This window comes from Phaeobacter sp. JH20_34, from assembly GCF_048056095.1.
Taxonomy (GTDB): domain Bacteria; phylum Pseudomonadota; class Alphaproteobacteria; order Rhodobacterales; family Rhodobacteraceae; genus Phaeobacter; species Phaeobacter bryozoorum.
Map to the genome: position 1 here is coordinate 150419 of NZ_JAYMWT010000019.1, position 24421 is coordinate 174839.

Consider the following 24421-nt stretch of genomic DNA (forward strand, 5'->3'; position numbering starts at 1 on the left):
CAACCGGACCGGAGAGATATTCCAATGGCTCGACCCAAAATCGCCCTGATCGGCGCAGGCCAGATCGGCGGCACACTTGCCCACCTCGCAGCACTGAAAGAACTCGGCGATGTCGTCCTGTTCGACATTGCCGAAGGCACCCCTGAAGGCAAGGCGCTCGACATCGCAGAATCCGGTCCTTCGGAGGGCTTCGATGCCAAAATGAAGGGCACCCAGTCCTATGAGGACATTGCAGGCGCCGACGTCTGCATCGTCACGGCCGGTGTCCCGCGCAAGCCCGGCATGAGCCGCGATGACCTTCTGGGCATCAACCTCAAAGTTATGAAATCCGTCGGCGAAGGCATCCGTGACCACGCGCCGGACGCATTTGTGATCTGTATCACCAACCCGCTGGACGCAATGGTCTGGGCCCTGCGCGAGTTCTCGGGCCTGCCCCACGAGAAGGTCTGCGGCATGGCCGGTGTTCTGGACAGCGCCCGCTTCCGTCACTTCCTGGCTGAAGAATTCAACGTCTCCATGAGAGATGTCACCGCCTTTGTGCTGGGTGGACATGGCGACACGATGGTTCCGCTGACACGCTACTCCACCGTCGCGGGCATCCCGCTGCCGGACCTGGTGAAAATGGGTTGGACCAGCCAGGAGAAACTCGACGCGATCGTTCAGCGCACCCGTGACGGTGGCGCCGAGATTGTCGGCCTTCTGAAAACCGGGTCGGCCTTCTACGCGCCCGCCACCTCGGCGATTGAAATGGCAGAAGCCTACCTCAAAGATCAAAAGCGCGTCCTGCCCTGCGCGGCTTATGTTGATGGTGCTCTGGGCCTTAAAGGCATGTATGTTGGCGTGCCCACGGTGATTGGTGCCGGAGGTATCGAACGCGTCATCGACATCAAGATGACCGCAGACGAGCAGGCAATGTTCGACAATTCAGTCAACGCAGTCAAAGGCCTGGTCGAAGCCTGCAAAGGTATCGACGGCTCATTGGCTTGAATTCGACGGCAAGAAACACGTCATTTTAGAAGGCCCGCCATCTTGGCGGGCCTTTTTCTTGCCGCACGGCCTCCAGCAGGAAGCCGCCCCCTCCCGTACCCAGTTAGATCCCAAGAAGGCGCAGCACGATATCGGCTCGAGCCGCAACAGTCGTTTTAGGCAGGACAACGACACGATAGCCGAGCCGTCGATAAGCCATTACCAGGCGGTCATACTCCTCAACAGCCTGTCCGAAACCATGCTGCCGCTCGGCGTCCTGGCAATAGATCTCCGCCCAGGGCGGCGTTAGGACCACCAGATCGTGGTAGCGTTCGGATTTGGCCAGAATATCGCCAACAGGCCGTCCGGTGACATGCGACAACGCGACCGCCGCATCCACCATCCCCCGGTCAAAGAACACCCATCCCCGGGTAGAAGAAACGCCGCGGCGATCTTCGCGCGCAAGATCCATCGCCCGTCGCGAAAACGCTTCCATATTCACCCATGGCAGCGCAGCGCCGCTCCCCAGCTTTTCCTCGGCGACGATCCGACGCCCCGGCTCGGCCACGGTCGCAAACCCGCGCCGTCCCAACTCGGTCAGTAGAGTGGATTTTCCACCCCCTGAACATCCCGAAAGAATGACATGCCGCGCTGTCCCCTCGGTCATGAAGCCCCCCCCTTTTGCATCATGGAAACTGCCCGTCGCCTCAGCGCTCCGGTGTTGGAAATCTCTGCCGTGCCCCGCTGAGACGGCGACCCCACATGCCCAGTTCGTGCCACACGCGCGGCGTCCGGGCGGTCGAATGCCGCATCCGGGCATCTTACGGTCGGTCAGGATCCAAACCTCTCCCATCGAATCAACTGCATTCACATTCTGTAAATTTGTGATCACACGCCGGAAAACTGTGATCACAAATTCGATAAATCTTCGGGAATTCTTTACCAGCTGTGAGAAAACCCTTTAAACATTGGCGCCATGACGGCGTATTAGACAAGACAATTGCAGCCAGACGGGACAGTTTCAGATGAACATCCACGAATATCAGGCCAAGGCCCTCCTCCGCAGCTACGGCGCGCCGGTTTCGGACGGGCGTGTGGTGCTCAAGGCAGAAGATGCCAAAACCGCAGCTGGTGAGCTGGACGGCCCGCTCTGGGTGGTCAAAGCTCAGATCCACGCAGGTGGCCGCGGCAAAGGCTCCTTCAAGGAAGCCGACGCGGGCGAAAAAGGCGGCGTGCGCTTGACCAAGTCGGTCGAAGAAGCCGCTGACGAAGCCAAAAAAATGCTGGGCCGCACGCTTGTGACCCACCAGACCGGCCCGGCCGGCAAACAGGTGAACCGCATCTACATCGAGGCAGGCTCCGGCATTCAGACCGAACTTTACCTCGCGCTGCTGGTGGACCGCCAGACCTCGCGCATTTCCTTTGTCTGCTCCACAGAGGGCGGCATGGACATCGAGGAAGTGGCGGAAGCCACCCCCGAGAAGATCCTGTCCTTTTCCGTTGATCCGGCAACCGGCTACCAGCCGTTCCACGGCCGCCGCATCGCCTTCTCGCTGGGTCTTGAGGGCCAGCAGATCAAGCAATGCGTCAAACTGATGGGCCAGCTCTACAAGGCATTTGTCGAAAAAGACATGGAAATGCTGGAGATCAACCCGCTGATCGTCTCCGACAGTGGCGATCTGAAGGTCCTGGACGCCAAGGTCGGTTTCGACGGCAACGCGGTTTACCGCCACGCCGATATCTCCGAGCTGCGCGACACCACCGAGGAAGACCCCAAGGAACTGGAAGCCTCCAAATACGATCTGAACTACATCGCTCTGGACGGTGAGATCGGCTGCATGGTGAACGGTGCGGGTCTGGCGATGGCCACCATGGACATCATCAAACTCTACGGCGCTGAGCCTGCGAACTTCCTCGATGTTGGCGGCGGCGCCACCAAAGAGAAAGTGACCGAAGCGTTCAAAATCATCACCTCTGACCCGAACGTCAAAGGCATCCTGGTCAACATCTTCGGCGGCATCATGCGCTGCGACGTCATCGCCGAAGGCGTGGTCGCCGCGGTGAAAGAAGTCGGCCTGAAGGTTCCGCTGGTTGTTCGCCTCGAAGGCACCAACGTGGAAGCCGGCAAAGACATCATCAACAACTCCGGTCTTGATGTCATCGCAGCCGACAACCTGTCCGACGGCGCCGAGAAGATCGTGAAAGCGGTGAAAGGGTAATTCTTTGCGGAAGCTCATCTTCTCCCTTCCGATTTTAGCGCTTGCTGCATGCCAGACCACTGGCTCAGCCACGCAAGACACGCAGCCTCAAACTGCGGCAGCGGGGTCCAGCCAAACATCTGTTTCAGCAGATGCAGCCTTTGACCATGGTGTCAAATTTTGCATTGGTTATTTGCAGTCAGGAACTCCTATTGAGACCTTGAGCAATGTCGGCTTCAGGAAAAGTTTGGACGCTTGGTCAACTAAGCCTTTCCTAGCGTCCTCAAGCTTCGAGGACCCCAAAGTATACGTTACCACGGTTCGGGGAGATGAGTGTTTTGTGACAATCACCCCGAAAACCCGCAATGAAATGGTTTCATATTTCGCGAGAGCTGAACGTGTTCTTTCTGCGCAGGGCTACCGCAAGGAAGTAAGGACGTTCAGAAAAGGCAGAAAGTTCACCTATTTCATCAAGGGCACGAATGAGATCAGCCTTCAGGCTTCAACCTCGGGGACTATCGTTTCTGTCCACCTCGCGAACTAAGGCATTTGCTGGAGAGCTTAGATTCCACAGCGCTGTAACAGCGGCCAAGCCGCACTAATAAGGAGACTCCTAAAATGGCAGTCCTTATCGACGAAAACACCAAAGTGATCTGTCAGGGCTTTACTGGCTCGCAGGGCACCTTCCACTCCGAACAGGCCATCGCTTATGGCACGAAGATGGTCGGCGGCGTGACCCCCGGCAAAGGTGGCCAGACCCACCTGAACCTGCCGGTGTTCAACTCCGTGCACGAAGCCAAGCACGTCACCGAGGCGAATGCCTCCGTGATCTACGTGCCACCGCCCTTCGCGGCTGACTCCATCCTTGAGGCCATCGACGCCGAAATGGAGCTGATTGTCTGCATCACCGAGGGCATCCCGGTTCTGGACATGATGAAGGTGAAGCGCGCGCTGGAAGACAGCAAATCGCGTCTGATCGGCCCGAACTGCCCCGGCGTCATCACTCCAGATGCCTGCAAGATCGGCATCATGCCCGGCCACATCCACAAGCGTGGCTCGGTCGGCGTTGTGTCCCGCTCGGGTACCCTGACCTATGAAGCTGTTAAGCAGACCGCCGATATCGGTCTCGGCCAGTCCACCGCTGTGGGCATCGGCGGCGACCCGATCAAGGGCACCGAGCACATCGACGTGCTGGATATGTTCCTGGACGATCCGGAAACCGAATCCATCATCATGATCGGTGAGATCGGTGGCTCCGCTGAAGAAGAAGCGGCAGAATTCCTCGCCGAGCAGAAGAAAAAAGGCCGTTGGAAGCCGGTCGCTGGCTTCATCGCAGGCCGTACTGCCCCTCCGGGCCGTCGCATGGGCCACGCCGGCGCGATCGTCGCAGGCGGCAAAGGTGGCGCAGAGGACAAGATCGAAGCGATGAAATCCGCTGGTATCGTTGTGGCTGACAGCCCGGCCACCCTGGGCGAGGCCGTTCTGAAAGCTATCGGCAAATAATGCCGAAGGCTGCCTCATATGGCATCAAGGACCAAATCCCGGACGGGCACACCCTGTCTGTCCGGGAACCGAGCGGCTGTCCGGGCCGCTCGTCTTCCCGTTTCAGGGATCCTTTTGCAGATAAGATTGTTACCTCCAGAGGCCGTTCTTATCTGCTGCAGGATTCCGAGGGCGTTTTACTCTTCCGAAACGCCTTCTGATCAGGCTGCAACGCATTGACCCAAGGTCGCACCAAAACCGGTCCCAACCCGCAAGAGGTACTCTCATGACCGACCAGAGCCCTAACGATCTCTTCCATGCCTCCTCCTTCATGCAGGGGCACAACGCGGAGTATCTGGAGCAGCTCTATGCCCAATATGCCAATGACCCCAATGCGGTGGATGCCGCCTGGGCGGAGTTTTTCCGGCAGATGGGGGACGCAGAGCTCGACGTGAAGGCCGAGGCCGCAGGCCCCTCCTGGGCGCGCTCCGACTGGCCGCCTGCTCCCAATGACGACCTGACGGCCGCGCTGACCGGCGAATGGCCCGCCCCGGAAGAGAGCAAGAGCGCCGGCAAGAAGATCAAGGAGCAGGCTGCCGCCAAGGGTGTCGAAGTGACCGACGATCAGGTCCAGCGCGCCGTGCTGGATTCGATCCGGGCCTTGATGCTGATCCGGGCCTACCGGATCCGCGGCCATCTGGCAGCTAATCTTGATCCGCTCGGTATGCGCGAGGACGCCCAGCACCCCGAGCTGGATCCGCGCACTTACGGCTTCAGCGAAGCCGACATGGATCGCCCGATTTTCATCGACAATGTTCTGGGTCTTCAGGTCGCCTCGATGCGCCAGATCGTGAACATCGTGAAACGCACTTACTGCGGCACCTTTGCCCTGCAGTACATGCACATCTCAGACCCCGAGCAGGCCAGCTGGCTGAAGGAGCGGATTGAGGGCTACGACAAGGAAATCACCTTCACCCGCGAAGGGCGCAAGGCGATCCTAAACAAGATGGTCGAGGCCGAGGGCTTCGAGAAATTCCTGCACGTCAAGTACATGGGCACCAAACGCTTTGGCCTTGATGGCGGCGAGAGCCTGATCCCGGCGATGGAACAGATCATCAAGCGCGGTGGCGCGCTGGGGATCCGAGACATCGTGATCGGGATGCCGCACCGGGGCCGCCTGTCGGTGCTCGCCAATGTGATGCAGAAACCCTACAAGGCGATCTTCAACGAATTTCAGGGTGGCAGCTTCAAACCCGAAGACGTGGATGGATCGGGCGATGTGAAATATCATCTTGGCGCGTCATCAGATCGTGAATTCGATGGCAATTCCGTCCACCTGTCGCTGACCGCCAACCCCTCTCACCTCGAAGCGGTAAATCCGGTGGTTCTGGGCAAGGTGCGCGCCAAGCAGGATCAGCTGAAAGACCACGATCGCAGCAAGGTTCTGCCGATCCTGTTGCACGGTGATGCGGCCTTTGCCGGCCAGGGGGTCGTGGCGGAATGCTTCGCCCTGTCAGGGCTGCGCGGCCACAAGGCAGGCGGCACCATGCATATCGTGGTGAACAACCAGATCGGCTTTACCACCGCACCGCATTTCTCTCGCTCCTCTCCGTATCCCACCGACAACGCGCTGGTGGTTGAGGCGCCGATCTTCCACGTCAACGGCGATGACCCGGAAGCGGTGGTCCATGCCGCGAAGGTCGCGACCGAGTTCCGGCAGAAGTTCCACAAGGACGTGGTTCTGGATATCTTCTGCTACCGCCGGTTTGGTCACAACGAGGGCGACGAGCCCATGTTCACCAACCCTCTGATGTACAAGAAGATCAAGGGCCACAAGACCACGCTGTCGCTTTATACCGAACGTCTGGTGAAGGACGGGCTGATCCCCGAGGGCGAGATTGAGGATATGAAAGCCTCGTTCCAGGCTCGCCTGAACGAGGAATTCGAAGCCGGAAAGAACTATAAGCCGAACAAGGCGGACTGGCTGGACGGACGCTGGTCGCACCTCGACAAGCACGGCGCCAAGTATCAGCGCGGCCGTACCGCCATCAAGCCGGACACCCTGAACGAAATCGGCACCGCACTTTCACGCGTGCCGGAGGGCTTCCCGATCCACAAGACCATCGGCCGTTTCCTTGAAGCCCGTGGCAAGATGTTCGAGACCGGTGAAGGCATCGACTGGGCGACCGGTGAAGCACTCGCCTTTGGCTCGCTGCTGACTGAAGGCTACCCTGTCCGCCTCGCCGGTCAGGATGCCACGCGCGGCACCTTCTCGCAGCGCCATTCCGGCATCGTGAACCAGGAGACCGAAGAGCGCTACTATCCGCTGAACAACATCCGCAGCGGCCAGTCGCAGTATGAGGTGATCGATTCCGCCCTGTCGGAATATGCTGTCCTCGGGTTCGAGTATGGCTACTCGCTGGCGGAACCCAATGCGCTGACCCTGTGGGAGGCCCAGTTCGGCGATTTCGCCAACGGCGCCCAGATCATGTTCGACCAGTTCATCTCCTCCGGCGAGTCCAAATGGCTGCGTATGTCAGGCCTCGTCTGCCTGCTGCCGCACGGGTTCGAAGGTCAGGGCCCGGAGCATTCCTCCGCCCGTCTGGAACGCTTCCTGCAGATGTGCGGCCAGGACAACTGGATTGTGGCGAATTGCACGACACCGGCAAACTACTTCCACATTCTGCGTCGTCAGCTGCACCGCACCTTCCGCAAGCCGCTGATCATGATGACGCCGAAATCGCTGCTACGTCACAAGCTGGCGGTCAGCAAGGCCGAGGAGTTCACCACCGGCTCAAGCTTCCACCGGGTGCTGTGGGATGATGCACAGCACGGCAACTCCGACACCAAGCTGGTGGCCGACGACAAGATCAAGCGCGTGGTGCTCTGCTCTGGCAAGGTCTACTATGACTTGCTGGAAGAACGTGACGCGCGCGGCATCGACGACATCTACCTGATGCGGATCGAACAGTATTATCCCTTCCCTGCCATCTCCCTCGTAAAAGAGCTGGAGCGCTTTAAGGGCGCCGAGATGGTCTGGTGCCAGGAAGAGCCCAAGAACCAGGGTGCCTGGACGTTCATCGAGCCGAATATCGAATGGGTGCTGACCCGTATCGGCGCCAAGAACAGCCGCCCGATCTATGTCGGTCGCGCCACATCGGCCTCACCCGCGACGGGTCTGGCCAGCGAACACAAAGCCCAACAAGCTGCGCTCGTCAACGAAGCGCTGAGCATCGAAGGATAACACCCTATGACCACCGAAGTTCGCGTGCCCACCCTGGGCGAATCCGTGACCGAAGCCACCGTTGCCACCTGGTTCAAGAAACCCGGTGATGCCGTAGCGGCTGATGAAATGCTCTGTGAGCTGGAGACTGACAAGGTCACCGTCGAAGTCCCCGCCCCTGCCGCAGGCACCCTGGGTGAAATCGTCGCCGCCGAAGGCGAGACCGTAGGGGTCGACGCCCTTCTGGCCACCATCTCCGAAGGTGCGTCCTCCGGCGCCGCAACCTCGGGTGCGCCCAAGAGCGATACCACGCCAGCCGCAGACACCGGTGACAAGGCGGGGGCCAGCACCGATGTGATGGTCCCCACTCTCGGTGAATCGGTCAGCGAAGCCACCGTCTCGACTTGGTTCAAGAAGGTCGGCGATACCGTCGCGCAGGATGAAATGCTCTGTGAGCTGGAAACCGACAAGGTCTCGGTCGAAGTGCCCGCGCCGGTCTCCGGCGTTCTGACCGAAATCACCGCCGCAGAAGGCAGCACTGTGGATGCAACGGCCAAACTTGGTGTGATCTCCGGTGGCGACGCCGGCGCCGTCACCCCCGAGCCGACAAAGGCAGAAACCGCCGGTGGTGCGCAATACACCACACCTCCTGCAGGTCAGGGCGGTCCCGCAAAGGATGTCGCCAATGCGCCCTCCGCAGAGAAAGCCATGGCCGAGGCCGGTCTGTCCGCAGATCAGGTCCAGGGCACCGGTCGCGATGGCCGCATCATGAAGGACGATGTCGCCCGCGCTGTGGCTGCGGCCGCAGCGGCACCGGCGGCTACTGCCTCGGCGCCCGCAGCTGCCGCTCCGGTGCGCGCACCTGTGGCAGCCGACGACGCCGCGCGCGAAGAACGGGTGAAAATGACCCGCCTGCGCCAGACCATCGCCAAGCGTCTGAAGGACAGCCAGAACACCGCGGCCATGCTCACCACCTACAACGAGGTCGACATGACCGAGGTGATGGCCCTGCGTAACGAGTACAAGGATCTGTTCCTGAAGAAGCACGGCGTAAAATTGGGCTTTATGTCCTTCTTCACCAAGGCCTGCTGCCACGCGCTGAAGGAAGTGCCCGAGGTTAATGCCGAGATCGACGGCACCGACATCGTCTACAAGAACTTCGTCCACATGGGCATCGCCGCAGGCACGCCCACGGGACTGGTGGTTCCGGTCATCCGCGACGCCGATGCAATGTCCTTTGCTGACATCGAAAAAGCGATAGCCGAAAAAGGCGCGCGCGCCCGCGACGGCAAGCTGTCGATGGCGGAAATGCAGGGCGGCACCTTCACCATCTCCAACGGTGGTGTCTATGGCTCGCTGATGTCCTCGCCGATCCTGAACCCGCCGCAGTCCGGTATCCTCGGCATGCACAAGATCCAGGACCGCCCGATGGCGATCAACGGCAAGGTGGAAATCCGCCCGATGATGTATCTGGCGCTATCCTACGACCACCGCATCGTCGACGGCAAAGGTGCCGTGACCTTCCTCGTGCGCGTCAAAGAAGCGCTGGAAGATCCCCGCCGCCTGCTGATGGATCTGTAGGATAGCATGCGCGCGCTGTTCCAGATTACGGAGAAGGGCCGGGCGGCTGACGGCCGCCGCCTCGCAGCGCGCGCAACTCTTGTTCAGCTCGCCGTTGTCTGGGGGCTGTTCGCCGTTATTGGCACGCTGGAGATTGCTGCTGGGAATGAGATTGCGCCCTACTCGCAAGCGATGGTAGCGGTTTGCATATTCTATATCTTTTTTCTCTATGCTCTCGCCCGCGATTGGGCGGTAGTGGGCATTCTTTACGGTGGATACCTTCTGCTAGGATTTTTTGTTGGCAGCAATCTTATCGGGTTGGGCTTGCTTTACGCTCTTGGCACCATCGTTTCCAGTATCCTGAACTTCGTGGCTCTGTGCGGCATCGTGATCTGGCTGCGAAACCGATCTGCAACCTCTACAAGCATTGTGTAAGGTCTAGATGCCCCCAGAACTCACCGCCCTCACCCTCGCCGCCCTTCTGCAGGTGTTTCAGATCGCCCTGATGGCGGTGCCTGCGAACCTTGAGCTGGGTCAGGGCAAAACGCTTGGCCCGCGCGACCGGGATCGTCTGGGCGGTGATCTGCGCGATCAGCTCTCGACCCGCACCGCGCGTCTACACAGGGCGATGTCAAACCACTTTGAGGGGCTGATCCTCTTCGGGATCGCCTGCCTGGTGGTGTCACTGGCGGGCAAGTCAACCGGGTTCACCGCGGCCTGCGCCTATGCCTACCTCGGCGCGCGCGTCCTCTACATTCCCGCCTATGCCTTTGGCTGGGTCCCGTGGCGCTCGCTGATCTGGTCTGTGGGCTACCTCGCAACCACCCTCATGCTGATTGCGGCCCTGACATGAGCCGTCATCTTTCCCAAAATACTCCGGGGGAGGCCCCGACCGGGGCCGGGGGCAGCGCCCCCTTTCCCCATGATCTTCATCGCTAACCCCTCAAGGAGCACATCAATATGGCATCCTATGACGTGATCGTAATCGGCGCCGGCCCCGGTGGCTATGTCTGCGCTATCCGCTGCGCCCAGCTGGGCCTCAAGACCGCAGTGGTCGAGGGCCGCGAAACCCTCGGCGGCACCTGCCTCAATGTCGGCTGTATCCCGTCAAAGGCGCTCTTGCACTCCACCCATCTGCTGCATGAGGCCGAGCACAACTTCGCCCATATGGGTCTCAAGGGCAAAAGCCCCTCGGTCGACTGGGCACAGATGAAATCCTACAAGGAAGAGGTCATCGGCCAGAACACCGGTGGCATCGAATTCCTCTTCAAGAAGAACAAGATAGACTGGATCAAGGGCTGGGCTTCCATCCCGGAGGCTGGCAAGGTCAAGGTGGGCGATGACACCCATGAGGCAAAGAACATCGTGATTGCCTCCGGCTCCGTTCCCTCGGCTCTGCCGGGCGTCGAGGTCGACAATGACAAGGGCATCGTGGTGGATTCCACCGGCGCACTGGACCTGCCGAAGATCCCAAAGAAAATGGTGGTAATCGGCGCTGGCGTCATCGGTCTGGAGCTGGGCTCGGTCTATGCCCGCCTGGGCAGCGAAGTCACCGTGGTGGAATATATGGACGCCGTCTGCCCCGGTATGGACAAGGACGTTCAGCGCAGCTTCAAGCGGATCCTTGAAAAACAGGGCCTGACCTTTGTGATGGGCGCGGCCGTCCAAGGGGTCGACGCCGCCAAGACCAAGGCAAAGGTGAAGTACCAGCCGAAAAAAGGCGGCGACGAAGAGGTGATCGACGCAGATGTGGTGCTGGTAGCGACGGGTCGCAAACCCTATGCGGAGGGGCTGGGGCTGGACGCCCTCGGCGTCAAGATGACCGAACGGGGTCAGATCGCCACCGACGCCCATTGGGCGACCAATGTCAAAGGCGTCTATGCCATCGGTGACGTCATCGAAGGTCCTATGCTGGCCCATAAAGCCGAAGACGAAGGCATGGCCGTTGCCGAGGTGATTGCGGGCAAACATGGCCACGTCAACTACGGCGTGATCCCTGGCGTGGTCTACACCACACCGGAGGTGGCCACCGTCGGCCAGACCGAAGATGCGCTGAAAGCCGAAGGTCGCAAGATCAAGGTGGGTAAGTTCATGTTCATGGGCAACGCCCGCGCCAAAGCGGTGCATCAGGCAGAAGGCGGCTTCGTCAAGCTGATCGCCGATAAGGAGACCGATCGCATCCTGGGCGCTTCGATCATTGGCCCGGCAGCCGGTGACCTGATCCACGAAATCTGTGTAGCGATGGAGTTCGGCGCCTCCGCCGAGGATCTGGCGCTGACCTGCCACGCACATCCGACCTATTCCGAAGCTGTCCGCGAAGCGGCGCTGGCCTGCGGTGACGGTCCGATCCACAGCTAAATGGAGCAGCGCAGGAAACCGGGTGCCCTACCCGGGCTCCGCCTGCTAGATATCTAACCCACACCAGAGCGGCCCATCCATGGTGGGCCGCTTTCTCATGAACCGGAGCCTCTGCCATGACTGTCAGCCTGCAAGTGATCTACCCCGCCTCCGCCGACGCGACGTTTGACTATGATTATTATGAAACCACCCACCTGCCACTGGTCGAAGAACATTTTGGCGATCTGATGGAAACCGTCGAGGCATCGCGCGGGATTGCAAGCGGCCCGGATATTCCGCCGGCCTATCTGCTGATCGCCACGATCACCTTTCCAGATATGGATACATTGGACCGCGCGATGGGCGAAAAAAGCGGACCAATCATCGACGACGTCGCCAATTTCACCAATGTGCGTCCGCAGATCCTTGTCGGTGAGGTCTTGATGAGCTGACCCTGCTCTGCCACCCGGGCGAACCCTGCTGTGAAAGCCCGGATGGGGCATTCACAGCCGCTCCCGGTTACCAGAGGGTCTTGGCTGCACGGGGCGCCCAGGCCTGGTCATAGGCGACACCGCCTTCTTGCCCTGCGGTCTGCTCGGCCAGGATCTCGCCCATAGAAGGAAGCCCCGCGCTTTCGTCGCCCGAGGTCCAGGTCCGAGCCCGCATCAGCGCGCGGGCGCACTGGCTGTAGATCTCGCCAATCTCGATCACAATCACTGTGCGCGGCTGCTTGCCGTTCTTGTCGAACCGGGCCAACATCGCCGCATCCGCAGTGACCCGTGCCCGCCCGTTGACCCGCACCACATTGTTTGACCCCGGTACCAGAAACATCAGCGAAACCCGGGGGTCCCGCAGGATGTTTCGCAAACTGTCGATACGGTTGTTACCGCGCCAATCCGGCAGCGCGAGCGTTCCGGGATCCAGCTCCAGCACCACCGGACCATCATCACCGCGCGGGCTGTCATCGGTCCCCTCCGGCCCAACGGTGGCCAACATGCATAGTCGCGATGCCATGATCCACTGCCGGTACAGCGGCGTAATCTGACGTGCCACCTTGCGCAGGGACGGTGTTCCCGGAGCGCCATAAAGCGCCTCCAACTCATCAACTGTGCTGAGAAATTCCATCGACCTTGAACCCCGCTTCCCGCATCAACTTGTCTGAATGTGTCTCCACTTCGCGCTCCAGCGTAGCCATGAAGGCATCGCGGTCCAGTCCCGGGGCGATAGCAGGCAGAAATTCCACAACGCCCAACCCCGGTTTGCGCATGATCCCTGTGCGTGGCCAGAACAACCCCACATTGGTCGCCGCAGGCACACAGGGCTGCTCCAGCGCGGCATAAAGGACGCCAGTGCCGATCTTGTAGGGCCGGTCAACGCCCGGCGCGACCCGCGTGCCTTGCGGATAGATCACCAGTTGGCCGGGTTCTGCGAATTCTGCTGCCACGTCCTTGACCATGCGGGCAATGGCATTGCCCTTCTTGCCACGGTTGACCGGCACACAGCCCAGGCGCTTGGCATAAATGCCGATAATCGGCGTCCACAACAGCTCACGTTTCATGATGAACTTGGCTGCTGGCGTGGCGTGAAAGATAATCAGAATATCCAGAAAACTCTGATGTTTGGCCGCAATGATCACCTCATCGGTCGGGACCTCGCCACGCACCTCCGTACGCAGGCCCAGCATCCAACGCGCACACCACAGCACATAACCGGCATAGCTGCGACAGGCCACTCGGGCACCGCGCGGCGAGACCAGGGCCCATGGCGCAAAGACCAGACCAAAGATCAGCATCATCGCATAGATCTGAATCATGAACACGGCCGAGAGCAGCCATCTAAACGCAGTTATCACGCCAAATCTCCAAGACGTTTGTTGGCCGCACGGGTGGTCGCGGCAAAGGCGACAAGCGCACCAAGCAGAGGGATGCAGAGTGGCAGGAGCCAGCTCCAACCTTGAAAGCCAAGCCCGGTCAGGAACCCGCCCTCGCGGGAGGCTTCGGGCATCAGCCAGACCCCGAGCATTCCCAGCGCCATGCCAACGCTGGCACCAAATAGCGCGCGCAGGGTGAAACGCCGGATAAAGGCCTGAGCGATATAGGTGTCCAGCGCGCCGACGAGACGCAGCACCTCAATCACCTGGGCATTGGCCGCAAGCGCTGCATTCGCAGCAAGGGTGATCATCGCCGCGGTGGCCCCGCCGATCAACAGGATGGACACCCAGGCCAACCGCCGCAGCGCCTGGGCAGCATCCACCAGCGGCGCCCGCCAGCGCGTGTGATCATCCAAGATCGCGCCCGGAACCTCAGCCTGAAGGCGCAAGCGCAGACCGGTCTCATCATAGCCCGGATCGCCCTCGATCACTTCGATCAGCTGTGGGATCGGCAGCGTATCCAGCGGCAGTTTGGTGCCAAACCATGGCGCCAACAGCGCCGCCTGTTCCTCGCGGCTCAGCGCACGAGCCGAGGCGACACCCGGCGTCTGTTCCAGAATGGTCATTGCTGCCTCGGTCTGGGCAGCACGCTGCTCCGCCGGTGCATTGATCCGTAGCGTGGCCGCGCGCGCCAGTTCCTCTGCCCAGCGATCTGCCAAACGGCCGGAGGCCAGCGACAGCGCCAAGGCGAAAACCGCCAGAAACGCCATCGCACCAGAGACAAACAAAGTCAGCTGGGCGGTAAATCCACTGGGCGGAACAACACGGTCAGCCTGGGCATCCCCGACAATCAGGTTGCGCAAACGGGTCAGTTTCATAGGTCCGCTCCGGCCTGCTGAAGCTGGCGGTTCGAAATCCGCAGGACTCGTGCCTGAACCTGCTTCTTGGCGGCCCGGATCAACGACAGATCATGTGTCGCGACCAGAACGGTTTTGCCCATGTGATTCAATTCCACCAACAATTGCAGCAGCCGCTGCGACATGTCCCAATCCACGTTGCCAGTTGGTTCATCGGCGATGATCACCTCAGGCGAGAGGATCACCGATCTGGCCAGCGCCGCGCGCTGCCGCTCACCACCAGAGAGCTCCGGTGGGGTGGCATGGGCGCGCTCCGACAGGCCAACCCAGTTCAACAGCTCGCGCAGATTAGCCTCTTCCTGGGTGATATCCCGCCCGGAGACCGTCAACGGCAACGCGATATTCTCCAGCACCGGCAGGTGATCGAGGAACCGGCAATCCTGGTGGACCACCCCGATGCGGCGGCGCAGATAGGCCATCTGGTCACGATCCAGCCCCTTGATATCCATGTTGAAAGCACGTGCGCGGCCTGACGTTGGTGTCAGCGCGCCGTAACAAAGTTTCAACAGGGTGGTCTTGCCCGCGCCCGATGGGCCTGTCAGGAAATGGAACGACCCCGGTGCCAGCTGCACCGACACGTCGCTCAGCAGTTCCCCGCCACCGTAGTTGTACCCCACATTGTCCAGCTCGATCACGGCGGTCCCCTTTTGGTCACCGGTGTTTTGCCCGACTGTGCGCCCAGTTTCAATGGTCCGCGCTGTTGCCACGCCACCCCGGCTGAAACAGTCCGTTCAGATGAGAGCGATTGGCTCTTTCGTGGAAAGACGGAACTGCCTATGATTATTCAACAATCACCCGCCGACAGCCGCCCGGCCCCCCCGGGAGCCACCTCAGGTCCCAAGGAGTGACCCATGCGACTGACATGTCCGAACTGTGCCGCCCAATATGAGGTGCCGGATGATGTGATCCCCGATGAGGGGCGCGACGTGCAATGTTCCAACTGCGGGCAAACGTGGTTTCAGGCTGGCCGTGCGATTGAGGCGGAGGATGACCCGAGCATTTCCCCCGCTGCGGAACCCGGCGACGATATAGCCCCGGTTGAGGACGAAATCGGCGCCCCTGATCCTGCTTCCCTTACGGCGACACAAGAGGATGACATCGTGGAAGACGCGCCGGAGGAGGAGACCGCAGAGCCTGATCAGCAGGATGAAATCCAGAATCAACCGCCAGAGATCACAGCCACGTCGCGAGGTCTTGACCCGACGATCAGCGATATTCTGCGCGAGGAGGCTGAGCGTGAAGCCCGGCTGCGCGCCGCTGAAAGCAACAGCTTACAAACACAGACGGATTTGGGACTGGATTCTCTGCCGGAAGAAGAATCCGCCCGCCGTGCCCGCGAAGCCCGCGAGCAGATGGCCCGGATGCGTGGCGAAGATCCCCAGCAGCTCTCCACCTCGGAAACCGAATCCCGTCGCGGATTGCTGCCCAATATCGACGAAATCAACTCCACCCTGCGATCCGGTGAAGGGCCTGCGGCCCCGATCGCACCACCAGTCGATGCACCGGCCCCAAGGAAAAAGCGGAACTTTGCGCGGGGCTTTGCCTTTGCACTGTTGATCGCGCTGGGTCTTGCCATGGCCTATGACAACGCGCCCCTGATCGCCCAGAAGCTGCCACAGGCGGATCCCTACCTCAGCACCTATGTCGCCAAGGTGGACGCGGCGCGGCTGTGGCTAGATACGCAGGTGCGTGCCTTCACAGTGCAGCAGTAGAACCGCAGCCAGACGGTACCGGCGACCGATCGGACACGAACGGTCGCCCCGCAGGTCCACCGCCGTCGTCAGAAGCGATCCAGAAGACGCTCGAGATAGCTTCGCTCAGTCTCGCTACGGCTGCGCTCTCCGGCGCGGCGGCGGATCTCTTCAAGAAGATCCCAGGCGCGGCGATAGGCCTGCCCTTCGCTGAACTGCCCGTCGGAAACACCACCATCACCCTGTTCCCCATTGCGTCGGCCAAGCGGATCCATTTGGTTGCCTTGGCTTGAGCTGCTGGTGCGCCCCTGCCCCTGTCCCTGACCCGGTTGCTGCTGTTCGGCCATTGCCTCTCCCAGCGCGCGCATTCCCTCTCGCAGAGCTTCCATCGCGTCGGACTGGCGGTCGATGGCCTCAGCGAGGTCACCCTGCCGCAAAGCCTCCTCCGCCCCATCCATGGCCCGTCCGGCATCATCAAGCGCATCACGCGTCGCCTGACCGCCTTCGCCATTGCCAAGCGGGAGGCCATCCCGCTGCGCCCGCAACTGATCGCGAAGAGCTTGCTGGCGATCAGCCAGCGACCCGGCAGGACCCTGTGTGCCGCCCTGCGGAGTGTTGGCGCCGCCACCCTGCCCGGTCCCATCATTATCAGGCGCGCGCTGTCCCTGACCACCCTGACCGGGCTGCCGGTCACCGCTGGGGTCGCCGGAGCCGGGCCTGTCGCCTTGGCCACCCTGATTGCCCTGACCGCCCTCGTGGGACTCCCCACGGCCCAGGCCGCCATTGCGCCCTTCATTTCCCTGACTTTCGCCGCGGCGTGCACCGGGATTGAACTGCTCCTGCAAATCCCGAAATGCCTGATCCGACAAGCCCTGCTGCTCACGCAGGGTTTCGGCCAACCCCTCCATGCTCTGCTCTCCGGGGCTGCCATCCTGACCTTCCTGCCCTTGGGTGACACGCATGTTTTCCATCATCTGCTGGAACTCGCGCAGCGCCTGCTCGGCCTCGGCCATCCGGCCCTGTTCCATCAGCTCCTGAATACGATCCATCATCGCCTGAAGATCCTGCTGAGTGAGCTGCATGGCGTTCTCATCCGGAGCGCCTTGCGGCTGCCCGTCATTGCCCTGCTCCTGCGCCTGTCGCTGCAACTGACGCAGATAGTCCTGCGTGGCATCGCGCAGCTGTTGCATCAGACGGGCAATCTCTTCATCGCTGGCACCATCGCGCATCGCTTGGCTCAGCTGCTCCTGAGCGCGCTGCATGCGGGCAAGAGCGTCGCCGACATCGCCTTCCTCCAGCTGGATTGCCAAATCCCAGAGCGCTTCAGCCAACGCGTCCTGCTGCTCTGGCCCAAGCGTTCCTGCGTTGCTGTGCTGTTCCAGACGACGCAGGATAGTGCGCAGACGCAGATAATCCCCATGGTCGTGGAACACTTCGGCCGGATAGGTCGACAGGGCGCGCAGGACCTGGGCCACCCGTGGCGCATTGGCACGCGCCCAGAGCAGATCGCGCCGCTGCTCTGCCACCGCTGCGGCCATCGGATCAAAGAAACGCCGGGTCACCAACGGCGCCCTGAGCACCTCTGCCTCGGTCTCCTGCCCCTTGGCGTCCTGTGCGACCATACGGTAGCTGACAGGCATGTTGGCCCAGGGGTGTTTGGCGAAGGCCTCGATCACCTGCTCGTCGAAGCTGTGGCGATCACCGGTCAGCGGCAGTGGCAGGTCCAGAACAATCGGCTCCCGCGTATCTGGTTCGGCTGCCAGCCCATGGCTCCGATCAATCTCGGCCATATCCAGCGAGATTTCGACCTGACCAGCCGCCACGCCGTAGTCGTCACTGGCGGTATAGGCAAGCGAGGTCGTATCATCAGACTCCAGCGTCGGCTCTCCCACAATGGCAATCGTCGGAGGCAGGTCCTCAATCAGCGTCACATCCCAGCTGCGCCCTCCGGTGCCATTGATGGTCAATGTCCCGTCGCGGGTGATCACGAAACTCTGCTCAGCCGCGGCGGCAGAGGGCACGTCTCCGGTGCGCCCCGAGAGAGTTTCATCCAGTGTAAGATCTCCGACCTCACCGTAAAACCGCAGGGTCAGGCGGCTGTTTTCGGGCAGGGTCAGAACCGGCTCGGACTGATCATTGAGGTAAAGCACCGGCAGACCGGTGTAGCGCGGCGGTTCGATCCAGCCCTCCCATGTCGGCCCTGCTGCCGCATTCACCGCGCCGGGGGTCATCTCGCCAAGGCTACCAACCCGCCAGATGGAACCGAAGAGCATGGCAACCGATAGCGCCAGAAGTGCCAGATAGCGCAGAGCAAAGGGGTCAGCGCGCGCGACTGACAGATTGGGTTTAGGGGCAACTGCGGTGGCGGCGCGCGCCTGCATCCGCCGCTGATGCGCCTGCCACAGGGCTTGCGACGCCGGATCATCCGACCCGATGGCCTGCGCGTCCAGCAGCGCCGCAATAGGATGTCCGGGCAGCGTCATATCCAGACGAGCCAGGGCATCGGACAGACTGGGCATTCTGAACCGCCAGCCCCCAAAGCCAATCGCGACTGCTGCAGCCAACACCAGCAGCACGGCCCCCACCCAGACCAGTTCGATCGGCAACTGCTCGTGCAGGCCCAACATCACAGCGGCAAGCGCCAGCATCAGCAGCGAAACCAACGGCCAGAAGGCGCGCACCAGACGTTCCGACAACAGCCCCACCCAGGTCAGCCGCAACGGCCAGCGAAGCCGCACAAGGCGCGGATCTGAGAGCCTCGGGCCTGAGCCGCGACCTGTTGGGATCGGATCGGACGGCAGATCGGAACCGCCGTCTTTCCGCGAGTACCCACCCTCCGCCTGCGGGCGCGCCGGTGAACCCGGCGCGGCGGCAGATGTCGCGTCAGCCTTGCGGCGAAACTTGGGGTCGTTGACCATGCGGGCGGCGCCTCCGATCAGCCCTGCGCCGCGGCAGATGTCGCGGTACCCGTCAGAGCCACTCGGGGATGGTATCGCGGTTTATCATTTCGTCAAAGTCCGGACGTCGGCGGATAACCGCGAATTGATCCCCATTGACCAGCACTTCAGGGATCAACGGGCGCGAGTTATATTCGCTCGACATCACTGCCCCATAGGCGCCGGCGCTGCGGAAAGCCACCAGATCCCCCGCTTCCAGGGGCGGCATATCGCGATGGCGCGCAAAGGTATCGCCAGTTTCGCAGACCGGTCCAACGATATCATATGGACGCTGCTCCACTCCGGCGTCGGCTTCGATCACCGGAACAATCTCGTGATGCGCCTCATACATGGCGGGGCGGATCAGATCATTCATGGCGCCGTCGATGATCAGGAAATCCCGGTCCTCGCCGGATTTCACATAGATCACCTTGCTCACCATGATGCCGGCATTGCCGGCAATCAGACGCCCCGGTTCGATTTCGATCTCACACCCAAGATGCCCCAAGGTGCGCTGTACCATAGCGCCGTATTCAACCGGCAACGGTGGCGTATCGTTCGAGCGGGTGTAGGGAATACCAAGGCCACCGCCAAGGTCGAGACGGTGAATCTCATGACCATCAGCGCGCAGCTGCTCGGTCAGTTCCGCCACTTTCTGATAGGCCAGCTCGAACGGGGCCAGTTCGGTCAGCTGCGAGCCGATATGTACGTCAATGCCGATCACCTTCAGCCCTGGCAGGCTGGCGGCACGGGCATAGACTTCCCGCGCCCGCGCAATCGGAATGCCGAATTTATTCTCAGATTTGCCCGTCGCGATCTTGGCGTGCGTCTTTGCATCGACATCCGGGTTCACGCGTACGGTGATCGGCGCCACAACGCTCAGTTCCTGCGCAACCGCGTTGATCACGTCCATTTCCGGCTCGGATTCCACATTGAACTGACGGATACCACCGCTCAGGGCGGTTCGAATCTCGTCCTCGGTCTTGCCGACGCCCGAAAACACAATCTTGTCACCGGGAACTCCGGCCGCCTTGGCGCGCAGATATTCGCCCTTGCTGACCACATCCATGCCGGCGCCAGCCTGTGCCAGCGTTTTCAGGATCGCCTGATTGCTGGCTGCCTTCATTGCGTAGCAGACCAGATGATCCATCTCCTTCAGCGCATCATCAAAGAGGTGGAAATGGCGCAGCAGTGTCGCCGTTGAATACAGGTAAAACGGAGTGCCCACAGCAGCCGCGATCTCGGCCACCGGCACATCTTCGGCGTAGAGAGCGCCGTCACGATAGAGAAAATGATCCATAGATCGCGCTTAGACCAGAACCGGGGCGCGGATCAAATGATTCCGCTCAGGGTCAGACGCCCAGATAGACGCTGAGTGGCCCTTTGTGCAGGCCAAGGCTGCCGCCCGCGTGGACGCCGCTGCTGGACACGCCAACTCCGGCATTGAGCGAGGGTCGTACCGGCTCTCCGTCGACCCCGCAGGCCGCAAGACCCACGCAGGCCACCAGAATACCCAGGATCAGAACGGTTTTCTGCATATTGATCCCTTTCGATCTGGGCGGTTGCGACTGAACCGGCACATCACCGCTTAACCGCAACCGCCCTGCTATCAGTCCGCCAGGAGGCTCTGCCAGCGGGCCACCTGCGCGCGCACCTGGGCGGGTGCGGTGCCGCCGTAAGACATGCGCGAGTTTACCGAGTTTTCGACGCCAAGCACAGAGAAGATGTCCCCGGTGATGCCGGCATGCACGCCCTGCATATCCGCAAGCGAAAGATCCGGCAGGTCGCAGCCGCGCTTTTCGGCCATCGCCACCAGGGTGCCGGTCACGTGGTGCGCATCGCGGAACGGCACCTTCAGCACCCTAACCAGCCAGTCGGCCAGGTCTGTGGCGGTGGAGAAGCCGGAACCCGCGGCCGCCGCCAGGCTCTCGCGGTTGCCGGTCATGTCCTTCACCATGCCTTCCATCGCCGCCAGCGCCAGCATCCAGTTGTCGGCAGCGTCAAAGACCTGTTCCTTGTCTTCCTGCATGTCCTTGGAATAGGTGAGCGGCAGCCCCTTCATCACCATCATCAGCGCGGTGTTGGCGCCAAAAATCCGGCCCACCTTGGCGCGGATCAGCTCAGCCGCGTCCGGGTTCTTCTTCTGCGGCATGATCGACGAGCCGGTGGAGAAGCGGTCGGAGAGCGTCACGAAACGGAACTGGGCAGAAGACCAGATCACCAGCTCCTCGGCAAAGCGGGAGAGGTGCATGGCGCTGATCGAGGCGCAGGACAGGAACTCCAGCGCGAAATCGCGGTCAGAGACGGCATCGAGCGAATTTGCCGCCGGGCGGTCAAAGCCCAGCGCCTTGGCGGTCATTTCCCGGTCGATCGGGAAGGAGGTACCGGCCAGCGCCGCCGCGCCCAGCGGCGATTCGTTCATCCGCGCGCGGGCATCGCGGACGCGGGACAGATCGCGGCCGAACATCTCCACGTAGGCCATCATGTGGTGGCCCCAGGTCACCGGCTGCGCGGTCTGCAGGTGGGTAAAGCCCGGCATCACCCAATCGGCGCCAGCTTCTGCCTGCGACAGAAGCGCGCGGATCAGCGCCAAGAGGCCGCTTTCGGCGGCGTCCAGCTGGTCACGTACCCAGAGTTTGAAGTCGGTTGCCACCTGGTCGTTGCGGCTCCGGCCCGTGTGCAGGCGGCCCGCAGGCTCACCGATGATCTCTTTCAGGCGGGCCTCCACGTTCATATGGATGTCTTCCAGTGCGGTGGAATACTGGAAGGTTCCGCCCTCGATCTCTGACAATACGGTGAGCAGCCCTTCCCGAATGGCCTCGGCATCATTATCCGTAATGACACCTGTCGCGGCCAACATCGCCGCATGGGCCCTGGAGCCGGCAATGTCCTGCGCCGCCATCCGCTTGTCGAACCCGATCGAGGCATTGATCGCCTCCATGATCGCGTCCGGGCCAGCGGCAAAGCGGCCGCCCCACATCTGGTTCGAGGATTGATCTGTCATGGTGTGGAACCCCGGAGATAATATGCGTCTGTTTCGTCAGCTAACCCTTTATATGGCCCTTGCCCTCGGTGCAAATGCCGCCTTTGCCGCGGACCCCGCAGCCCTTTCCGAGCTCCGCGAAGGTGACATGCGCCGTCTGATCCTCCACCCGGAAGCAAAACCGACCTCCAGCAACAGCTTTGAACTGGAAGACGGCAAGGGCAGCGCCTCGCTTGCCGATTATGAAGGCAAGGTTGTCCTGCTGAACTTCTGGGCCACCTGGTGCGCTCCCTGCCGGAAAGAAATGCCGATGCTGTCCGAACTTCAAAGTGAATTTGGCGGTGAGGATTTTGAGGTCCTGACCCTAGCCACCGGCCGCAACTCGCCCGACGGGATTCAGAAGTTCTTTGATGAAACGGGCATCACCAATCTGCCCCGCCATCAGGATCCAAAGGGTGCGCTGGCCAAGGAAATGGCCGTGTTTGGCCTACCGATGACAATGATCCTCGATCGCGACGGCAATGAAATCGGCCGCCTGCGTGGCGATGCAGAGTGGAACTCCGACAGTGCCAAGGCAATCCTGCAAACTCTGATCGACGCAGAATGACTGATTGACGCTCATTAAGAAGACCCGCGGCCGTACCGCAGTGCAGCAGCTTTCCCGGGCGTGCGCGGGCGGTGGCCAGATAGCTGGCATCTTTCGGAGCTTGACCCAACGCCACCTTTGACAGAGCCGTCACCCTGCCGCCAATCTGAGCGGCAGGGAGGACGTGATGCCGCTGGAAATCTTGGTGGCGATGGTGCTGATCGGCATTGTTGTCATAGCTATACTGCTTCATGTCACCGGGCGGTCCGCTCCGGTTCTGATGACGCGAGACACCGCCGCCAAGGCCTGGTCTCGTCATGATCCCGATACTCAAATCCTGAACACATGGCCAAGCACTCTTGGTCAGGCGGCCCTGATTGAAACCGATCTCGGGCTTGGTCTGGTCTGGTGTTTTGGCGCCGATACCATCGCCCGGCCACTTGCCGGGGTGCGACTATTGGATCACCCCAAGGGCCTGAAGCTGCGGTTCGCCGATTTTGCTACCCCCTCCGTGGTGCTCCACCTGTCGGATGCCGAGCGCAACGATTGGCGACGGCGCATCATGGGCGACCACAGCGCACCAATCACACCGACCGTGGCAGCGCAGACAGAAGGACAGACACATGCCTGATACGATTTCGTACCCTGATGTCACCCAGTGGGCGGTCCCTTTCTTCATCGCCGCGATTCTGGCTGAGTTCCTCTGGATCGCCATCAAGGGACGTGGCGGGCGATATGAAACCCGCGACGCCGTCACATCTCTTGTTATGGGCGCCGGTAGCGTGGCGTCAGGCATTGCGCTTGGCTTCATCGCCTGGGCCTTCTTCATGCTTTTGTGGCAGATCACGCCGTTGGACCTGGGCACATCGGTCTGGGTGATCGTTCTGTGCTTCGTCCTGGACGACCTGCGCTACTACTGGGTGCATCGCTTTGGCCACCGGGTGCGCTGGGTCTGGGCCAGCCATGTCAATCATCACTCAAGCCAGCACTACAACCTCACCACCGCTCTGCGGCAGACCTGGACGGGCACATTCACCTTTATGATGGTGGTGCGCGCGCCGCTGGTTCTCCTGGGCTTCCATCCTGCCATGGTACTGTTTGTCGGAGGCATCAATCTGGTCTACCAGTTCTGGATCCACACCGAGGCCATCGGCCGGATGCCGCGCTGGTTTGAGGCCGTGATGAACACACCCAGCCATCACCGCGCACACCACGGCCGCAATCCGCGCTATCTTGATTGCAACTATGCTGGTGTCTTTATCATCTGGGACAAGATGTTCGGCACATTCGTACCCGAACAGGATCACGACCGCCCGGATTACGGCCTGGTTCACAACATCGGCACCTTCAACCCACTGCGTGTCGCCTTCCACGAATGGGTCAGCATCTTCAAGGATGTGACCCAACCCGGGCTGACGTTCCGGCAGCGGTTGCTATATGCGGTTGCCCCGCCGGGCTACAGCCATGACGGCAGCCGCGACAGCTCCGACACAATCCGCGCAAAGCACTTGCAACGTCATCCTGAGGACATCGGCAGCGCTGGCTTTGACAAGACCTGAGTGCAGCTCTCAATTTGGGTAAAATTGTCGCCTTAATCCTAGCTCAACGCTTTTGCGCCAAGGTCCGGTCTGATCCATATTGATCAGACCACCCCAGCGCCAAGGGATATACC

At 61.2% G+C, this 24421-nt stretch carries 23 protein-coding genes; 14 read left to right on the forward strand and 9 right to left on the reverse strand.

Features of this window, described 5'->3' with window-relative positions; all coding sequences use genetic code 11:
- Positions 1–24 precede the first annotated feature (24 nt).
- Entirely contained in the window at positions 25–987 is a 963-nt protein-coding gene (mdh, locus tag VWZ81_RS13905) for a malate dehydrogenase (RefSeq protein WP_340544298.1), read from the forward strand.
- A gap of 103 nt (positions 988–1090) precedes the next feature.
- On the opposite strand, the gene VWZ81_RS13910 is transcribed toward mdh, so the two are convergent.
- Positions 1091–1633, reverse strand: coding sequence for an AAA family ATPase (locus VWZ81_RS13910; RefSeq protein WP_416543359.1), 543 nt, complete (start codon positions 1631–1633; stop codon positions 1091–1093).
- A gap of 358 nt (positions 1634–1991) precedes the next feature.
- Between VWZ81_RS13910 and sucC the strand changes: the two genes are divergently transcribed.
- The 9 genes from sucC (at position 1992) to VWZ81_RS13955 (ending at position 12218) form a co-directional block, all read left to right on the forward strand.
- Positions 1992–3185: an ADP-forming succinate--CoA ligase subunit beta gene (gene sucC / locus VWZ81_RS13915; RefSeq protein WP_340544296.1), complete on the forward strand. Its 1194-nt coding sequence runs from the start codon at positions 1992–1994 to the stop codon at positions 3183–3185.
- 4 nt (positions 3186–3189) lie between these two features.
- On the forward strand, positions 3190–3708 hold the full coding sequence (locus VWZ81_RS13920; protein WP_416543360.1) for a hypothetical protein: 519 nt from the start codon (positions 3190–3192) through the stop codon (positions 3706–3708).
- Positions 3709–3782: 74 nt separating this feature from the next.
- A complete protein-coding gene (gene sucD, locus VWZ81_RS13925) occupies positions 3783–4667 on the forward strand; it encodes a succinate--CoA ligase subunit alpha (protein ID WP_008559701.1) in 885 nt (294 codons plus the stop codon).
- Positions 4668–4932: 265 nt separating this feature from the next.
- Positions 4933–7890 carry a 2-oxoglutarate dehydrogenase E1 component gene (locus tag VWZ81_RS13930; RefSeq protein ID WP_416543361.1) on the forward strand — a complete coding sequence of 986 codons (2958 nt, stop codon included), beginning with the start codon at positions 4933–4935 and terminating at the stop codon, positions 7888–7890.
- Between the two features lie 6 nt (positions 7891–7896).
- Positions 7897–9450 carry a 2-oxoglutarate dehydrogenase complex dihydrolipoyllysine-residue succinyltransferase gene (gene odhB, locus VWZ81_RS13935; protein WP_340544291.1) on the forward strand — a complete coding sequence of 518 codons (1554 nt, stop codon included), beginning with the start codon at positions 7897–7899 and terminating at the stop codon, positions 9448–9450.
- Between the two features lie 6 nt (positions 9451–9456).
- Positions 9457–9864 carry a hypothetical protein gene (locus VWZ81_RS13940; protein ID WP_340544290.1) on the forward strand — a complete coding sequence of 136 codons (408 nt, stop codon included), beginning with the start codon at positions 9457–9459 and terminating at the stop codon, positions 9862–9864.
- A gap of 7 nt (positions 9865–9871) precedes the next feature.
- Positions 9872–10282: an MAPEG family protein gene (locus tag VWZ81_RS13945; protein ID WP_340544289.1), complete on the forward strand. Its 411-nt coding sequence runs from the start codon at positions 9872–9874 to the stop codon at positions 10280–10282.
- Positions 10283–10389: 107 nt separating this feature from the next.
- Positions 10390–11787: a dihydrolipoyl dehydrogenase gene (gene lpdA, locus VWZ81_RS13950; protein ID WP_416536443.1), complete on the forward strand. Its 1398-nt coding sequence runs from the start codon at positions 10390–10392 to the stop codon at positions 11785–11787.
- Positions 11788–11903: 116 nt separating this feature from the next.
- Positions 11904–12218 carry an EthD family reductase gene (locus VWZ81_RS13955; protein WP_340544286.1) on the forward strand — a complete coding sequence of 105 codons (315 nt, stop codon included), beginning with the start codon at positions 11904–11906 and terminating at the stop codon, positions 12216–12218.
- Positions 12219–12285: 67 nt separating this feature from the next.
- Here VWZ81_RS13955 and VWZ81_RS13960 read toward each other — a convergent pair whose 3' ends face one another.
- From VWZ81_RS13960 to VWZ81_RS13975, 4 genes are read right to left on the reverse strand one after another with little or no spacing between them, the layout of a single operon-like run.
- Positions 12286–12891: a pyridoxamine 5'-phosphate oxidase family protein gene (locus VWZ81_RS13960; protein WP_416543362.1), complete on the reverse strand. Its 606-nt coding sequence runs from the start codon at positions 12889–12891 to the stop codon at positions 12286–12288.
- Complete coding sequence (locus tag VWZ81_RS13965) at positions 12869–13618, reverse strand: lysophospholipid acyltransferase family protein (protein ID WP_416543363.1); 750 nt, start codon at positions 13616–13618, stop codon at positions 12869–12871. The genes VWZ81_RS13960 and VWZ81_RS13965 overlap by 23 nt, the downstream gene beginning before the upstream one ends.
- Positions 13615–14514 (reverse strand): cell division protein FtsX, encoded by a 900-nt coding sequence (locus VWZ81_RS13970; RefSeq protein ID WP_340544283.1) that lies wholly within the window; start codon positions 14512–14514, stop codon positions 13615–13617. The genes VWZ81_RS13965 and VWZ81_RS13970 overlap by 4 nt, the downstream gene beginning before the upstream one ends.
- Positions 14511–15188, reverse strand: coding sequence for a cell division ATP-binding protein FtsE (locus tag VWZ81_RS13975; RefSeq protein ID WP_340544281.1), 678 nt, complete (start codon positions 15186–15188; stop codon positions 14511–14513). Before VWZ81_RS13975 ends, VWZ81_RS13970 begins: the two co-directional genes overlap by 4 nt.
- Positions 15189–15404: 216 nt before the next feature.
- Here VWZ81_RS13975 and VWZ81_RS13980 point away from each other — a divergent pair, with 216 nt between their 5' ends.
- Positions 15405–16265, forward strand: a complete 861-nt coding sequence (locus VWZ81_RS13980; protein ID WP_416543364.1) for a zinc-ribbon domain-containing protein — start codon at positions 15405–15407, stop codon at positions 16263–16265.
- 68 nt (positions 16266–16333) lie between these two features.
- Here the strand turns inward: VWZ81_RS13980 and VWZ81_RS13985 are convergent, their stop codons facing one another.
- The 4 genes from VWZ81_RS13985 to argH all read right to left on the reverse strand — a co-directional run bounded on the left by VWZ81_RS13985 (position 16334) and on the right by argH (position 22184).
- Complete coding sequence (locus tag VWZ81_RS13985) at positions 16334–19162, reverse strand: DUF4175 domain-containing protein (RefSeq protein WP_416543365.1); 2829 nt, start codon at positions 19160–19162, stop codon at positions 16334–16336.
- Positions 19163–19214: 52 nt separating this feature from the next.
- Positions 19215–20480: a diaminopimelate decarboxylase gene (gene lysA / locus VWZ81_RS13990; protein ID WP_416543366.1), complete on the reverse strand. Its 1266-nt coding sequence runs from the start codon at positions 20478–20480 to the stop codon at positions 19215–19217.
- A gap of 52 nt (positions 20481–20532) precedes the next feature.
- The gene (locus VWZ81_RS13995; protein WP_340544277.1) at positions 20533–20718 is read right to left on the reverse strand and encodes a hypothetical protein; all 186 of its coding nucleotides are present in this window, start codon (positions 20716–20718) and stop codon (positions 20533–20535) included.
- Between the two features lie 71 nt (positions 20719–20789).
- The gene (argH, locus tag VWZ81_RS14000) at positions 20790–22184 is read right to left on the reverse strand and encodes an argininosuccinate lyase (protein ID WP_416543367.1); all 1395 of its coding nucleotides are present in this window, start codon (positions 22182–22184) and stop codon (positions 20790–20792) included.
- Between the two features lie 22 nt (positions 22185–22206).
- Here argH and VWZ81_RS14005 point away from each other — a divergent pair, with 22 nt between their 5' ends.
- The 3 genes from VWZ81_RS14005 (at position 22207) to VWZ81_RS14015 (ending at position 24308) form a co-directional block, all read left to right on the forward strand.
- Positions 22207–22770, forward strand: coding sequence for a TlpA disulfide reductase family protein (locus tag VWZ81_RS14005; protein ID WP_416543368.1), 564 nt, complete (start codon positions 22207–22209; stop codon positions 22768–22770).
- A gap of 166 nt (positions 22771–22936) precedes the next feature.
- Positions 22937–23380, forward strand: a complete 444-nt coding sequence (locus tag VWZ81_RS14010) for a hypothetical protein (RefSeq protein WP_416543369.1) — start codon at positions 22937–22939, stop codon at positions 23378–23380.
- Positions 23373–24308: a sterol desaturase family protein gene (locus tag VWZ81_RS14015; RefSeq protein ID WP_416536435.1), complete on the forward strand. Its 936-nt coding sequence runs from the start codon at positions 23373–23375 to the stop codon at positions 24306–24308. Before VWZ81_RS14010 ends, VWZ81_RS14015 begins: the two co-directional genes overlap by 8 nt.
- Positions 24309–24421 lie beyond the last annotated feature (113 nt).